Consider the following 14,843-nt stretch of genomic DNA (forward strand, 5'->3'; position numbering starts at 1 on the left):
CTTTCCTACTGCTTGTGTTGTTCGATTAGGTCAATAAAGTGGTCAAAAAGCGGTGCCGCTTCATGTGGACCTGGGCTTGCTTCTGGGTGCCCTTGAAAACTAAACGCAGGCTTGTCGGTACGATGAATGCCTTGTAACGATTTATCGAACAATGATACGTGCGTTACTTCTAAATTCTCTGGCAGGCTAGCTTCATCAACAGCAAAACCATGGTTTTGGCTTGTGATCATAACCACATTGCGTTTTAAGTCTTTCACTGGGTGGTTCGCACCATGGTGACCGAACTTCATTTTCACCGTTTTCGCGCCACTTGCTAATGCAAGCAACTGGTGACCTAAGCAGATACCGAAAACTGGAATACCAGTTTCGACGATAGTCTTTATAGCTTCGATAGCGTAATCACAAGGCTCTGGGTCACCAGGGCCATTCGATAAAAATACACCATCTGGATTCATATCTAACACTTGCTGTGCAGGTGTTTGAGCAGGAACCAATGTAATCTTACAGCCGCGGTCAGCAAGCATGCGTAAGATATTGTTCTTCACACCAAAATCGTAAGCAACAACGTGATACTTGCTCGATTCAGGGGTTACATAGCCTTTGCCCAGTTCCCAACTACCCTCTGTCCATGTTTTAGGTGCTTTGATACTAACAACTTTGGCCAAGTCCATGCCTTTAAGTCCAGGGAATCCCTGAGCTTGCGCTAATGCATCTGCTTCACTCGCATCGTCAGTACAAATAATGCAACCATTCTGGGCACCTTTGTCTCGTAGAATACGTGTTAAGCGACGGGTATCAATGTCTGCGATGCCAACAACACCTTTTGATTCAAGATATTCAGAAAGCGTTTGTTGTTGACGGAAGTTACTGGCAACCAGTGGTAGGTCTCGGATGATTAGGCCTTTAGACCAAATCGTGTCCGCTTCAACGTCTTCGTCGTTGGTACCGGTATTACCAATGTGTGGATAAGTAAGGGTGATTATTTGTTCAGCATAGGATGGGTCAGTGATGATCTCTTGATAACCTGTCATTGAAGTATTGAAAACTACTTCACCAACAGCAGTACCTTGCGCGCCTATCGCAGTACCTTTAAAAACAGAACCATCCTCTAACACCAAAAGGGCAGAATTAGCCAAGTCAACCTCCAGAGATAAGGATAACTACGTGTTTGAGCATCTTTTCTGCTCAAACCCCACAAAAAACAGGCCGCAATGAAAATACTACGCCCTGTTTTACGATCTTTGCAGCTAATAAAACCGCGTTCTACAGCCAATATTTTGGCCGCAAAATGCGAAATTCTGGCAAATTCCGACAAGTATACATGACACTCTCAAAAAGGTCTAACTCAATTACAAAATTTATTAAAATAGACCTTTAAACACAAAATTACCGCTAACATAGCAAAAACTACAAATACCCTAACTTTTATGGGGTTTTATTTTATGCGTGCTCAACGCTTGCAAGTTGCTAATTTACTTATAATTACATCGTTTACTCTTTAAGGCCCAGCACATCTTCCATAGAATACAGACCTGCTGGCTTGCCAGACAACCATTGAGCTGCGTGTACCGCTCCCTTTGCAAACGTGAGGCGGCTAGACGCTTTATGGGTAATTTCAAGGCGTTCACCAATATCCGCAAACAAAGCTGTATGTTCTCCCACTATGTCTCCGGCTCTTACGGTAGCAAAACCAATCGTGTTGTGTTCCCTCTCGGGTTCCTTGCCTTCACGACCATACACCGCGCAAGTTTTTAAATCGCGACCAAGTTCGTCAGCAATGGCTTCACCTATGGCCATAGCGGTACCAGAAGGGGCATCTTGTTTGAACCTGTGATGGGCTTCGGTGATTTCTATGTCAGCAGTACCACCCAGAACATTGGCAGCCTTTCGTACCAAAGAGAGCATCAGGTTAACGCCAACACTGTAGTTCGCCGCAAATACAATAGGGATATGTAGTGCTGCATTATCCAGTGAGTGTAACTGGCTTTCGTTCAGTCCTGTGGTACCTATCACTACGGGAACTTTGTTTTCAACACACCAAGCAAGGTTGCTTTCAAACACTACAGGTAGTGTAAAGTCGATCATCACATCTGCATCGGTATTTTTAAGCGACGAGATACCTGAACAATCAATATGTTTCTTACCTATACCCGAAAGTTCACCCACGTTCATTCCGACCCAAGGTGAATCATCTCTTACCGTGGCTACGGATAAATGGGCATCTTCACTCGCATCGAGTGCTTCGATAAGTACGCGACCCATGCGGCCGTTTGCACCAAACAAACCAACTTTCATTATTTACTCTTTATCATGTATTAGCCTTCAACAATGAGGGCATTGTGCATGATATCACCGCGATTGCAACGCGCATTATGGGGAGTTTTTGGCTAACTCCAACTATTCGCCAATTTGAGTTTTTTTAGATAGGATGAATATCCAGATAACAAATACTTAATGCTAGAGCTTAACTTATGGAAAAGCGTCTCATTTGGGATATCCCAACCCGATTATTTCATTGGCTATTGGTGGCCAGTATTTTCGGCCTTTATGCCACCGCAGAGTGGATGGACGATGCCGTTCAATGGCACTTCTATTTGGGTTACTTCACATTGGGACTCATTATTTTTAGAGTGATATGGGGTTTCGTTGGTCCCACTTACGCTCGTTTTAGTCACTTTGTTAAAGGTCCTGGTGCAGTATTTTCCTACATGAAAACATTGGGTAGAAAAGACAGTGCCCCAGCAACAGGACACAATGCACTGGGTGGTTATGCAGTCATCATCATGCTCATCATGATTGGACTGCAAGCAGTGAGCGGACTCTTTATGACCGACGATATCTACCTTGACGGACCTTATCGCCATTTGGTTGATGAGTCTGTATTAGACGTAATGAATACTCTGCATCACCGAGTGTTTGATGTTTTACTTTGGGTGATTGGCTTTCATATTGCCGCCATTGTTTTCTACGCCGTGTTTAAAAAACAAAAGCTTGTACCACCTATGATTCACGGTAAAAAGCAAACTCAAGCGTCAGGGATCCCTTCATCGAAACTTTTGCTAGCGCTGGTCATTGCACTTATCGTTGGTTTTGGACTGTATTACGCCATTGAAATAGCACCACCCGCGCCAGCATTAGAGGAGTTCTATTACTAACCCAGTGTATTGACGGTCTAATGCCATTGCTGAGCATTAGACTGTTACTTGCTGCACCATACCCCGTTGTTTCATTAGGGCTACGATTTCGTCCACACTCGACGGGTCGTCAATAGTCGATGGTACCGCCAAGGGCTCGTCGGCGGCTATTTGACGTAAAAGCTTTCGCAAGATTTTTCCAGACCGAGTTTTTGGCAAACGTTCAACAACTATGGCTCGCTTAAAGCTTGCCACGGGGCCGATTTTTTCTCTGACTTGTGCAATCAGCTCTTGCTCTAGTAACTGTTCTTCTATTTCAACACCATTTTTGAGCAATACCAAACCCACTGGGATTTGCCCTTTTAGTTTGTCGTTTACTCCGATAACACTGCACTCAGCCACAGCGGTATGAGAAGCCAGCACCTCTTCCATTTCACCGGTAGACAATCGATGCCCAGCCACATTAATTACATCGTCAGTTCGTCCCATAATAAATACATAGCCTTCATCATCGATGTAACCATTATCCCCGGTGCAGTAATAGCCGGGAAACTCCGATAAGTAGCCTTGTACAAATCGTTCGTGATCCCCCCATATAGAAGCGAGGCAACCGGGTGGCAAAGGCAACTTGATAGCGATTGCGCCTTGAGTATTGGCAGGCTTTTGTTCACCACTTTCCGATAACACCTGCACGTTAAACCCTGGGGTGGGTACACTGGATGATCCTGGTTTGGTAGGGAGCGTTTCTACGCCAACTGGGTTGGCACAAATAGGCCAACCTGTTTCTGTTTGCCACCAATGGTCAACAATCGGCTTATTGGTGACCTCGCGAGTCCAGTGATAGGTTGGCGGGTCAAGACGTTCACCTGCCATAAATATGGTTTCAAGGGATGAAAGATCATAGTCTTTAATAAATGTGGCGTTGGGGTCCTCTTTGCGAACGGCTCTAAACGCCGTTGGGGCAGCAAATAGTACTTTCACTTTGTATTCTTCAACTACACGCCAAAATGCGCCTGCATCTGGTGTTCCTACCGGCTTGCCTTCATACAAGACGGTTGTTGCACCTTTGAGTAGAGGTCCGTACACAATATAAGAATGCCCTACCACCCAGCCAACATCCGAGGCAGCCCAAAAAGTATCGCCTTCATCCACGTTATATACCGCAGACATAGAATAATTAAGTGCGACCGCGTGGCCACCGTTGTCTCTCACAACGCCTTTTGGTTTTCCCGTAGTCCCAGAGGTATACAATATATAAAGCGGATCCGTCGACTTTACTGGTACACAATCAGCAGGTTCGCTTTTCTCCATCGCAGATACCCAATCGATATCGAATTCTGGGTTTAAACTTGCGGCAACCTGTGGGCGTTGATAAACAATGCAGCCCGTTGGCTTATGAGACGCTAGGGCAATTGCACCATCCACCATTGGTTTATATTCAATAACACGCTGGCCCTCAATTCCACATGACGCTGTAACAATTAACTTGGGCTTCGCATCATCGATTCTGACCGCTAATTCATTAGCTGCAAAACCGCCAAAGACCACCGAGTGCACCGCTCCTAAGCGGGCCACGGCGAGCATTGCAATGACAGCTTGGGGAATCATCGGCATGTAAATAATCACTCTGTCCCCCTTCTCTACGCCCTGTGCTTTCAATACACCGGCAAACCGCCCAACATGAGATAGTAATTCGGCATAGGTGAATTTTTGCTTGGTTTGCGTTACGGGAGAATCGTATATCAAGGCACATTGGTCACCTTTACCTGACTCAACATGCTGATCTAATGCTAAATAGCAGGTGTTTAACGTACCGTCAGGAAACCAGCTCACGTAGCCGTTGTCGTTATTACAGAAAGGAATAATAGGTTTGGTATACCATGCAATCTGCTCAGCTTGTGATAACCAAAATTGCTCAGGATGTTCAGTCGATTGCTGATGTTCATTCTTATAATTCATAACCATGTCCAATGTAGGGCTTTTATCAGCTACACTAGAACAGTTTTCCTGTTTTACCCCATAAGACTTCAGCCTTATACGGCGTAACCCAATGAATAATAGAACAATTATTTAAATTTAAAAGGGCAGCAATGAGTATAGGGAGCGGGAGAGTGAGTTTTTCAATACAAGATAAAAAACTGGGTAACAGTCACAGTTACCCAGTTTTTGGATATAGCTTAGTCAGCTTTGTAAGCATCGTGACAAGATTTACAGCTTCCGCCCACTTTACCGATAGCTGCTCGGTAGCCATCAGTATCGCCAGCTTCAACAACGCTCGCTAGATTTTGTGCTGCAGCACGCATGGCTTCGATTTTAGCTTCAACATCACTAAAGTCTTCCCACATTTCATCTTTAGCACTGGTCTCAACATTGAATTTGCGAGTATCTGTAACCAAATAATCGCTCATCATGTCTGCCAATTGCTCTAGACGTACCGCATTGGTTTTCATTACTGACTCATCGAAAGGGATAGCGCCCTTCGCCATGCCACCTAATGGCCCCATATTGCTGCGAACCAACTGAAACAATGCTTGACGATACTGAGTCGCCGCTGCCGCATGACGCTCAGAGGTTGCTTCATTTGCATATACACCGCTGGCCGCAATAAGCGATACCAATGAAGCACCCAATCCCATGATTACCTTGCGTTTAATTCCTGAAGTCATGCCTGTTCTCCGTTTTATTAACTCTGGATAGTTTTTAGTATAGAAAGCGTTTAGGGCGAGCCCTGAGTTTTTGTTGTTTTCTCTATCCTGACAAAAAGCATAGTTTTAGCAAGGTTTTAAACGATATTAAGCGTACTTTTTCAGTTAAAAAGGCAAAAAGTTAAAAGCGTATTCCAGTTTAGTCTGCTTAACCTTGGCTTCTCCAAAGTTTATCATCCTGATACGGGCAAGGAGTTTTTGCTCCAATGCTTCGAAGTCCAACTCACTACTTACTAGGGTAACCAGTGACAAACTCCCATTGGGTTCAATAGTAAGATTCACCGTCAGCTTTCCCTCCAGATCAGGATTTTCCCGCAATGCACGCCTGTATAGTGCGTAAACCGCTCCTTTGTTTGCATCTAGGGTTTTTCTAATGGCCTCGATATCTCTGTCGCCTATCACCTGGGATTCTGTTTGAATACGCTTGGCAGCAAGTGAGGCGGCTCCTTGTTCTGGTGCGTCAAACTCGGTGGTTCTTCGACCAGCCAACTCACCACGCGCACCTATTTCTGTACTTATATCACCCTGTGATAGTCCTCCACTGGTGCTCGTTGCCATTTCCTGACCAATACGTTGACGTTGAGTTTGCTCGGCTTGCCCTGCCCCTTCAACGGTTTGAACATCCGCCAAGTTAGTTAAATTCGCGTCACTGCGTAAGCTGGCTAGTTGATCTTGAAACGCTAACACACCGGTTTGCCGCGCATTTTCACGGGCCTGCGCTACCGTTTCTTCCGGCGTTGGCTCGGGCTCAGGCTCAGGCTCTACAATAGGTTCTGGCTCTGGAGTTATTATTTCTTCAGGTGCTGGTGGTTTCTCTTCGGGGGTAGGCTCTGGGGGCTTCTCCTCGGGTATTGGCTCAGGTTCGGGTTCTGGTTCAATGATCGGCGGCGGAGGTGGTTCCTGTGCCACTAAAATATGCGCTAGTTGAGGCGGCTTTCGCGAATCCTCTTGCACCAGTGTTTGTGGAAGCTGAACGACGGAAACGCCCACGGCTAACAGAAGGGTTACGCCTAATATGCCATAGGTTATCTGAGTAAATCGTCGATTTTCCCGCTCGCTCGACGACCATGGAAGCTGGCTGTCAAAATACACCGTATTCATGCAGCCACCTCACTTTCAACGTCAGCCCCAATGATCTGCTCTATCGCCAATGAAACATTGGTGAAACCAGCACTTGCACAGGTCGTCATTATCTTTTTAAGCAAGGCGTAAGGTACACTTCTATCACCCATAATGGTAATCGGGTGCCCGTCTGGCCCATCATTTACTGTATTTTCAGGCAACGCCGCTTTATGTAGTTCAAGCTGAACAGCCAATAAGGAAATGGTGCTATCGGCGTCGCGCATTACCGCATCTACGTCTGCAACATGCTGACCTTCAATGAGAATATCTGTGCCGTTAACAAGAATAAGTAGAGTTTCCTTGGCGGCTAGTTCCGAGGTAGCTTGGGGTAGCGTGACCGATTTGTGGTTATCAAGCACCTGTACGTCAGATGCATTGAGCATTAAGAAGAACACTAATATGGTAAAGATATCCATTAATGACACAAGGCTTAGCTTGGTTTGCTGGGCGTTGCGCCTATGATTTCTATCCATACGCTTCGCTCTCATAGATTGCTTCATTGCGCATACTCCATAGGTGAACTAGGCGTTGCAGTCCAGTCAAGACTTGCCATACTCGGCGGTGCTTCGGCAAAAGAGACCTCGGGAAACAATGCCGCATCTACTACCGAAGCAGCCACTACATCTTTGTATGACCGAACTTGTTCGATGAGCGTAATAACACTCTGATAGTCTAGCGAGTCATCAATCATCAAAACAATGTCGTCTTTCTCAATACCTTTTGCTAGCAAGGTTTGTTTTATCTGCTTTAAGACAAACTGAATCTTGCCCCAATCATTGTGGTATGAGCTGTCACTATCGTTACTCACCGCGGGGATCTGCTCCACCAAATAACCGGAAGGGAAATACACGGCACTCCCCTGAGGCGTTACCACAAGCTCTATGTGCTGATTTTCAATGTCACCACCATCGCCTGCGACCTCTAACCCAGGAAGGCTCAATTCAATCACGGTAATCTTAGAAAACACCATCATCATCAACAGCACTGGTACTAAGACAATCATTAGATTTAAAAACGAGGTTATATCTAACTCTGCGTCTGGCTTTTTATGACGTTTTTGACGACCCAACATAATGATTTACTCGTCTGCTTGACGGCTAAACGGAGTCACTGATTTTTTGGCCATTAATGCGTTAAGAAATTTCACACCCGCCATCTCCATGCTATCGACAATTTCCACTGTTTTGGTTTGTAGTATCGAATGCAGTGCTAGCAACGGAATCGCCGCGATCAAGCCAAATGCAGTGGTATTCATCGCTACAGAGATACTTTGCGACAACAAGCTCGCTTTTTCCGAAGGGTCCGCATTCGCCACCGCAGAGAAGGCTGCAATCAAGCCGATAATAGTGCCAAGTAGACCAAGCAAGGTTGAAATGTTTGCCAAGGTACCCAAGTACGGCGTGCGTTTTTCTAATCGAGGAATGGTTTCCATCAAGCCCTCTTCCATCGCGTATTCAATATCCTCTCTTCGAGGGCTCACTTGTAGTCTGGCAATACCAGCACCGATAACTCGAGCGACTGGCGCAGAGCCCTTAGCTGATAGTTTTTCTACTTGGTCAAATCGCTGATTATTCAGCAAGGGCTCTAGCTCAGAAAATGCCTTTTTATTGGTGTGCTTTGCTGATGCTAAGAAGAAGTAGCGCTCTAGCGCAATAGACAGGCCGATGGCCAATACAGTTGCGATGGGGAACATGAAGGCACCGCCCTCTTGGAAAAAACGTACAATTACATCAAAAATTTGCATGATACTACCTCGTTATCATTGTGTTCTTTGTTATGTAAAACAGTGTGTTGTTTTAACGTTAAAAAATGGTTAGCGGGTTATTGTTGTGCCTCACCCGCTGAATGATTGGCACTATTGACTTGCCCCATATGTTGGGTGAGCGCCAGATTCCGCATAAATGATTTTCGCTCTATGAGAGAAAGCTCCATGGCTTTGAGTGGCCAAGTTAATGTACCGTCGATGCTTCTATGCTCAGGTAGCTGCCATGGAACAATACTCAGTACCTGTGGCTGCTCCTTACTACCTTTAATGGTGACTTCAAGTCGGATAGGTTCCTCAGTTTGCTGAGCCAACACTAGGTTGGACAGGCCTAGAAGAAGTACAGCCGCAATACTTTTAGTTAGTGGGTTAGTTACCATTGGTAGCTCCTTCTTGTTGCTGCATCGCAATCTGCCGCTCTACGTCTTTTATCCACCGCTGCACACTTTTTAAAGTTCGCTGTTTTGGGTTAGCGTTTAGTGCTTGCGCGATGGTTTGATATTGGTGGTAATGACGTAGTGCTGTGACTTTGTCGCCCAAATACAAATCGTGAAGAATCCCCATATTCAGATGCACTAACGGATTATTTGGCCATGCCGCCAGTGCTTCATTCCAATAGTGATTTGCCGTCTTAAAATCGCCTTGTTCTCTAGCTAAAGCACCCAGTCTATTTAGAGCAAAATGATTGTATCGATTGTGCTCAACCGCAGTTTTGTATGCCGATTGTGCTAGCTGAGTGTCACCGAGTGCTTTTGCGATGTCTCCCGTTAACACCCAATAAGCAGATGGAGTTTCATCGGTTACAGTAATGCCGTGAAGCACATGAGAAGCCTGCTCAAAATCCCCCGATGTAGTTAATGCAATCGCACTATTAAATACCCTCTGCTGCTCTGCACTAAATGTCCGCTTCGCAGCAAGGTAATGATTCTGAGCAGAAGCAACCGCCGTTTCTTCAGCGCTAGCCTGAACTTCATTGTCTTGTGTCGGAGATAAGGCATTTTCCCCGTGCTCACTAGTAGTGGTCACACAGGCAGATAAAAGCAGGATATTTGTCGAAACAATAAATAGCTGCTTAAAACCGAGGCCTTTAATACATGTCATGGCTGAGTTCCTCGATATATTCAGGCTTGCGATAACGAGAGGGATATAAGGCTGCTAACTGTTCGAAACTGGCTTGCACCCATTCGTCGTATACGCCAGACCAAGCGCGTTGTGCGTTGGCTTCAAAAACAGATAGCGCTTGTTCCTCGAAGGGATAAGCTTGCTCTTCGAGCAACAATTCGTATTGTTCTAGTTCTAATGCAGACAAACTCGTGGGGCGCTCAGAGGCCATCAAGTCTTCGGCCAAAGTGATGTAAAGCGTGGCTAAGTTGTGATTTGCAGCTGTAGCAAACTCTCTCACGCCGTAGGTCAGTACTTTGTTGTGTGAATCGATGGCTCGTTGCAGCGCATCTTTCTTTTTAGTCAGACTGGTTTGCAATGGCATGGTTAACTTGATTTGGCTAAATGCCACCCGTGCATCATCTGCGAATACCATAGCCGACATTGCTGCCAACGTTTGAGAGCGCAAGGTTCCGCCACTATCAGCACTATCGTGACCTAGTATCAGTTTGTTTAACCAGTAACGACGTTTGCTGTCTTCACCACTAGTACGGTAAAACTCACTCATGATAAAGCGCGCTTCAGTGACCTGTTCGAAGGGGTCAGGATAGGTATGGGCATAGGTTCTAAATGCAGGGAGCGACGCGTTGCGATTTCCTGCTTTTTGGAAGTATTGTGCGGCTTGAAACAACGCCTGTTGGCCTTCAAGACTCGTTTCATCACCCTGCCATTGAGCATACAAAATATCGCCAGCGGCTTGCCACTGTTCGGTTTGTTCGTAAACAAACATTAACTTTGTATCAATATCTTGTGTGAGTGTGTGCGCTGGATAACGAGACGCAAAATCCAACAACAACGCTTGTGCTTCTTCAAAACGAGACAGGGCAATCAGATAGCTTGCCGCATCATACTGAGCGGTAACGCTGACGTCCCTGTCAGGAGCCACTGTCATCAAACGCATAAGATGAGTTACCGCTTCGTCCAGCTTCTCGTTTTCAACGGCAAGCTGAGCTTGGTTGAAAATGCTGATGGCGTAGTTTCGCGCTAGTTGGTCAAAGCTACTGTGACTGTCTCCTAGGGTCTGAAGAAGCCCTTGATAATCTTGTTCGGCAGCAACAAAGTCTTTCAAACCAAAATGGCTATGGGCTTGCACCAATCGGGCGGAGAGCAGTATGTCGGGCGTAACCGCATGAGCAATTTCTGCTGAGGCATTCAGTAACCACTGACTGTACTGAATAGCCTCTAGATAGTGATTGGCATCAAATTGGTCTTGCATTAATGTTTGCACAACAGCAATAGTTCGCACATCAGTGTCGAAGTTCTGCACAAATTGTCTCTGGCTTTGTTGCTGTTGGGCCAACCAGTGAGCGTATTGGTCTGTGTCTTTCACTAACGTTTGAAGCAAGGCTCGATAAGACAAAAGTGCTGTGTAGGCGGCGTCATTGGCAAATGTGGAATCACTGTACCCGTATCCCACGTCTTCATAGTGCATGATGGCATTATCAAACTGCTCTGTTTCAAAATAGCTCTCTGCTAGATTGAACTGCATTTGTGGACGAAGGGGATCGTCGCCAAACAATGATATGAAGGTCAGGTAATATTCTGCTGCACTAGCATATGCCAACCTGGCCTGTTCCTCTCGCTCACTTTCAGACAAAGTACTAAAGAACTCAGGCAGTGATGTACTGCTTTCCCAGTTATTGAGCGTTTGAGCAAGACTGTGATGGCTCTGAGCTAACTCTCGTAAGTATGTATGTAAATAGCTATTGGCTTGCTCCAGTGCGCTGCTCGACTCAGTTTTGGATAGCTCTTCATACACTCCTTGATCAGGTCCGAACAACTTCACAAAAGCGGCCTTTGCACCCATCACTTCGCTAGGAAAATCCCCCAGAATAAATGCGTCGATGTGCTTAACAAAAAATGAAACGGCATTGGGATGCAATGGGTAGGTATTTGCGAACGCCACATAGGTCTCGGCGGCATCGAGAAAGCGATCATTGTCTAAGTGCTGCTGGGCAAGCTCGTCGAATACCAGGTAGCTATGAGGCTGTTGCCCGTGAACCTCATAGTAATCAACGATTGCTTGACCATTTCCTTGATACGAGAAAAGTGTCGCCATCACACGCAAACTGTCTTGTGCTAGCTTCCGCTGCCCTTTCGACAACACATCAACATTGGGCAAGTAACCTTTGCCTTTAATATCGAGGGCTTGAGCAAAACTGGCAGACAGCATACGGTCGAATGAAGGCAGCGCGTTGGTGTAATCAGAGAGTTTGTAAAACGCCCAACCTTGCATGTAGGCTGACATGCTATAAAAAGTCTCTTGCTCGCCTGCGTCTAGCACCTTTTGGTAGGCTTTTGCAGCTTGCGCATAATCACCATTGCTATAGTGTGCTTCTCCCAAACGAAACCACGCTTCGGTAGCATGTAAAGATTCAGGAGAGGTTTCTAGTAGGTCGTTTAAGATATCGACGCTTTGCTGAGAGTTACCTTGCAGATCATAGGCTCGCGATAATTGATACAACGCACTCTGGCGATATTCCTCATCCTCTGCGCTTTCAATTGTCATTTTGTAGGTATCAATGGCTCTTTCAAAGGTGTGCTGACTATCCGAGTCTCCCCGCAATTGTTCTTCTTCGGCTACCAACATTTCTACGTCGGCTAACCGCATGAGTAATTGACGGGATAAGGACGGGTCATCAACGGTAGAGGCTAAATCAGCGTAATTGTCCCTTAACGCACTCAAATCCGCGGGCGGTAATTGGGTTTTCTCAACTATGATAGGTGCTACCCCCAGCACGTCCATCAAGGCTTGATTGTTAGGGGTGACTTTATCTTCCGTCACAGAATTATCTGCTGTTGACCAACAACCGCTCAGTGCAATCACCAGTGGCGATAGAAGCATAAGTCTATTTGTTACAGCACGGCTCATTGCGCTTCCTCGTTACGAGAGTCTTGTAGCTGGATCATCGCCAGTCGATTAACATTGAATTGCTCACTTAAATAGCTTTTTCTGTCAGCAATAGCAGCGCGCACATCCTTAGTAAGCACATTTTCCAAAGCCGCAATTAATGACTCTGTAGTGTTTAAATGCCCTTGAAGCAGTTGTTCTATGTCACCTAGACGCTGTCGTTCTCGTTGATTCACCTGTCCTTGAGTAAGCAATGCGGTAAAAGAATCATGTTTTTCATTCGCCTGCGCTAGCAAACCGGCAAGCCCTTGCAAATGTTGATGAGTTTCCCACTTCGCTTTTGGATATTGTTCGTGTAATTCCCACAATAGAATACCCATGAGCCTATCCAGTCTGGTGGTATAGGCCGGACGGATTTCCCTATTTTCAAGGGCTAACGCTTCTGCGACTAAGGTTTTGGTATTTTGTGCTTTTAGCAACCGTGTCAGTCCACTGCGTTGGTCGGGCGATGCAAATACTGCCAGCCCAGAGAGTAGATCATTGATATTATTGGCGGTTTCAATATCAGCATTGGACGCGTTTACCATTGATTGGATTGATTCATATTCAGACACTAACCCCGCTATCTGATGTTGAACGTAAGTTCCAGAGTTTTGAACAACACGGTTTTGATGAACCTGGTCTCGCTCATCTAAGAGCTGATGAAAGATCCCAATATCCTTTTTTTGTTCAAGGAGTTGGTTGCGGATGGCATACAGCGACGCTAAATCATTAAATCGGTGAGGCTGAGCCGAGTCGGTGTCTTCTGTTTCTTCTTTATCTCCGTTATCGACGGTGTTAAGCAGTGATAGGAAAATATCGTGGTGAGAATCTGGCCAAACAATAGCACCCGGCTCAGTACTCTTTTCTTCCTTTAGAGCCTCGTCGCCGTCGTTACCCAGTGCTTGCACTTGACGGGTTATCTCACGCCAGTACCCCTGAACTTCAACGGCGTTCAATAAGATGTCTAAATCATTCATTGACTGGGAAATGTTTTGGTTGAGTTTGGCAAGCGTTTCAAACGCTTGCACTTCACCACCTTGCGCCGAGTAACCCACCGCCAATGCATGTGTTGCCTGCAAGGTAAACATATTCACTGGTTGAGATGACAGATAGGACCAAATCCCCATAGCATTTGGCCAGTCGCCAGATTGAGCGAGTTTCCATGCGTAATTGAGCAGGACTTCATCGTGTCTACTGGCCAACCGACTATCGTTTGGATTGAGGTTTGATAACGCAACCAGTGCCTCAGACAATTTGCCTTGAGATAACAGTAGTTGTCCTTGAGTCAGATAAACCTCGTTGAGCAAGGCTTCTCGTTCTTCTTCGGTCACTGAACTATCTTCGGGTAATTGCCACCACGTGACCCAATCAAAAAGGCCGCCAATAGCTGATGATTTCTGCAAACCTAGATGTAAGGTTTCTTCTATTTGTTTGAATGCAATAAGTGCACTTTCTGTATCTCCGTTGATATGCGAAACCACACCTTCGTTGTAGTGCAAATATTGCTGATTAATGTGTTCACTGGGGATAGCATCCTTGAACTTTTTCACATCACGTTGACCGAGCGCCAAGCTCGCCTGCGCACCTTCATAGTTCAGTGCATACCACTGCGCTGGCGTAAGAAGAGCTTCGATATCACTGCTATCGGTGACATCCGTAAACTGCTCAAAGTTTGTGAGTCCTTGTTGCAATCTACCTTGAGAAAAATTGAGCCTAGAGAGCCAGTAAAGTGCCAAAGGTTCATTGTGATCGCTGAGCGCTTCTTCGTTCAAATGCCTTTGGGCTAACTCGGGCATGTCGTAGGACAAGGCAATGCCACCTTCTAACAAATCCAAAGTTTTGCCTTGTGCCTCACTCACGCCTTTGAACTTGGCAAGTGACAACGCACTCAAACTCGACAATGGGTCATCGGTGTAAAGGGAATACACCGCGGTGCCAAAATGAGTGTTTTCAATGGGGGTTGCCTCGGTGGTATCCGATAATTGGGCCATTGCCCATGCACTGCCCAATGTGCAAACGGCGTAGAGTGAATGAGTAAAAAGTCGTTGAACCATAGCGAACTTTAC

General features: G+C 45.9%; 13 protein-coding genes. 1 reads left to right on the plus strand and 12 read right to left on the minus strand.

Annotated elements, in window-relative coordinates:
• Nucleotides 1–5: 5 nt before the first annotated feature.
• On the minus strand, nt 6–1,136 hold the full coding sequence (carA, locus tag EYS00_RS09285) for a glutamine-hydrolyzing carbamoyl-phosphate synthase small subunit (RefSeq protein WP_130636268.1): 1,131 nt from the start codon (nt 1,134–1,136) through the stop codon (nt 6–8).
• A gap of 355 nt (nt 1,137–1,491) precedes the next feature.
• Nucleotides 1,492–2,295, minus strand: coding sequence for a 4-hydroxy-tetrahydrodipicolinate reductase (gene dapB, locus EYS00_RS09290; protein ID WP_130636269.1), 804 nt, complete (start codon nt 2,293–2,295; stop codon nt 1,492–1,494).
• 176 nt (nt 2,296–2,471) lie between these two features.
• On the opposite strand from dapB, the gene EYS00_RS09295 reads away from it, so the two are divergent.
• Nucleotides 2,472–3,155: a cytochrome b/b6 domain-containing protein gene (locus EYS00_RS09295; RefSeq protein ID WP_130636270.1), complete on the plus strand. Its 684-nt coding sequence runs from the start codon at nt 2,472–2,474 to the stop codon at nt 3,153–3,155.
• A 36-nt stretch (nt 3,156–3,191) separates the two neighbouring features.
• Here the strand turns inward: EYS00_RS09295 and EYS00_RS09300 are convergent, their stop codons facing one another.
• The 10 genes from EYS00_RS09300 to EYS00_RS09345 form a co-directional block, all read right to left on the minus strand.
• The gene (locus EYS00_RS09300; protein ID WP_130636271.1) at nt 3,192–5,093 is read right to left on the minus strand and encodes a propionyl-CoA synthetase; all 1,902 of its coding nucleotides are present in this window, start codon (nt 5,091–5,093) and stop codon (nt 3,192–3,194) included.
• 218 nt (nt 5,094–5,311) lie between these two features.
• Nucleotides 5,312–5,770, minus strand: coding sequence for a cytochrome c (locus tag EYS00_RS09305; protein WP_130636362.1), 459 nt, complete (start codon nt 5,768–5,770; stop codon nt 5,312–5,314).
• A 174-nt stretch (nt 5,771–5,944) separates the two neighbouring features.
• The gene (locus EYS00_RS09310) at nt 5,945–6,940 is read right to left on the minus strand and encodes an AgmX/PglI C-terminal domain-containing protein (RefSeq protein WP_130636272.1); all 996 of its coding nucleotides are present in this window, start codon (nt 6,938–6,940) and stop codon (nt 5,945–5,947) included.
• Nucleotides 6,937–7,461, minus strand: a complete 525-nt coding sequence (locus EYS00_RS09315) for a biopolymer transporter ExbD (RefSeq protein WP_130636273.1) — start codon at nt 7,459–7,461, stop codon at nt 6,937–6,939. The genes EYS00_RS09310 and EYS00_RS09315 overlap by 4 nt, the downstream gene beginning before the upstream one ends.
• Nucleotides 7,458–8,033 carry a biopolymer transporter ExbD gene (locus tag EYS00_RS09320; RefSeq protein WP_130636274.1) on the minus strand — a complete coding sequence of 192 codons (576 nt, stop codon included), beginning with the start codon at nt 8,031–8,033 and terminating at the stop codon, nt 7,458–7,460. The genes EYS00_RS09315 and EYS00_RS09320 overlap by 4 nt, the downstream gene beginning before the upstream one ends.
• A gap of 6 nt (nt 8,034–8,039) precedes the next feature.
• The gene (locus tag EYS00_RS09325) at nt 8,040–8,705 is read right to left on the minus strand and encodes a MotA/TolQ/ExbB proton channel family protein (RefSeq protein ID WP_130636275.1); all 666 of its coding nucleotides are present in this window, start codon (nt 8,703–8,705) and stop codon (nt 8,040–8,042) included.
• A 77-nt stretch (nt 8,706–8,782) separates the two neighbouring features.
• Nucleotides 8,783–9,103 carry a hypothetical protein gene (locus EYS00_RS09330; RefSeq protein WP_130636276.1) on the minus strand — a complete coding sequence of 107 codons (321 nt, stop codon included), beginning with the start codon at nt 9,101–9,103 and terminating at the stop codon, nt 8,783–8,785.
• Nucleotides 9,093–9,824, minus strand: a complete 732-nt coding sequence (locus tag EYS00_RS09335) for a M48 family metallopeptidase (protein WP_130636277.1) — start codon at nt 9,822–9,824, stop codon at nt 9,093–9,095. Before EYS00_RS09335 ends, EYS00_RS09330 begins: the two co-directional genes overlap by 11 nt.
• Nucleotides 9,811–12,756 carry a tetratricopeptide repeat protein gene (locus EYS00_RS09340; RefSeq protein ID WP_130636278.1) on the minus strand — a complete coding sequence of 982 codons (2,946 nt, stop codon included), beginning with the start codon at nt 12,754–12,756 and terminating at the stop codon, nt 9,811–9,813. Before EYS00_RS09340 ends, EYS00_RS09335 begins: the two co-directional genes overlap by 14 nt.
• Nucleotides 12,753–14,831 carry a hypothetical protein gene (locus tag EYS00_RS09345; protein WP_130636279.1) on the minus strand — a complete coding sequence of 693 codons (2,079 nt, stop codon included), beginning with the start codon at nt 14,829–14,831 and terminating at the stop codon, nt 12,753–12,755. The genes EYS00_RS09340 and EYS00_RS09345 overlap by 4 nt, the downstream gene beginning before the upstream one ends.
• Nucleotides 14,832–14,843 lie beyond the last annotated feature (12 nt).

This window comes from Alteromonas sp. KUL49 (assembly GCF_006538345.1).
Taxonomy (GTDB): Bacteria; Pseudomonadota; Gammaproteobacteria; order Enterobacterales; family Alteromonadaceae; genus Alteromonas.

Excerpts from the sequence above, each read along its gene's own strand:
- EYS00_RS09335 (WP_130636277.1), bottom strand. The coding sequence starts at position 9,824 with ATGACATGTATTAAAGGCCTCGGTTTTAAGCAGCTATTTATTGTTTCG.
- EYS00_RS09315 (WP_130636273.1), bottom strand. The coding sequence starts at position 7,461 with ATGAAGCAATCTATGAGAGCGAAGCGTATGGATAGAAATCATAGGCGC.
- EYS00_RS09340 (WP_130636278.1), bottom strand. The coding sequence starts at position 12,756 with ATGAGCCGTGCTGTAACAAATAGACTTATGCTTCTATCGCCACTGGTG.
- EYS00_RS09310 (WP_130636272.1), bottom strand. The coding sequence starts at position 6,940 with ATGAATACGGTGTATTTTGACAGCCAGCTTCCATGGTCGTCGAGCGAG.
- EYS00_RS09305 (WP_130636362.1), bottom strand. The coding sequence starts at position 5,770 with ATGGGATTGGGTGCTTCATTGGTATCGCTTATTGCGGCCAGCGGTGTA.
- EYS00_RS09300 (WP_130636271.1), bottom strand. The coding sequence starts at position 5,093 with ATGAATTATAAGAATGAACATCAGCAATCGACTGAACATCCTGAGCAA.
- EYS00_RS09345 (WP_130636279.1), bottom strand. The coding sequence starts at position 14,831 with ATGGTTCAACGACTTTTTACTCATTCACTCTACGCCGTTTGCACATTG.
- EYS00_RS09320 (WP_130636274.1), bottom strand. The coding sequence starts at position 8,033 with ATGTTGGGTCGTCAAAAACGTCATAAAAAGCCAGACGCAGAGTTAGAT.
- dapB (WP_130636269.1), bottom strand. The coding sequence starts at position 2,295 with ATGAAAGTTGGTTTGTTTGGTGCAAACGGCCGCATGGGTCGCGTACTT.
- EYS00_RS09325 (WP_130636275.1), bottom strand. The coding sequence starts at position 8,705 with ATGCAAATTTTTGATGTAATTGTACGTTTTTTCCAAGAGGGCGGTGCC.
- EYS00_RS09295 (WP_130636270.1), top strand. The coding sequence starts at position 2,472 with ATGGAAAAGCGTCTCATTTGGGATATCCCAACCCGATTATTTCATTGG.
- EYS00_RS09330 (WP_130636276.1), bottom strand. The coding sequence starts at position 9,103 with ATGGTAACTAACCCACTAACTAAAAGTATTGCGGCTGTACTTCTTCTA.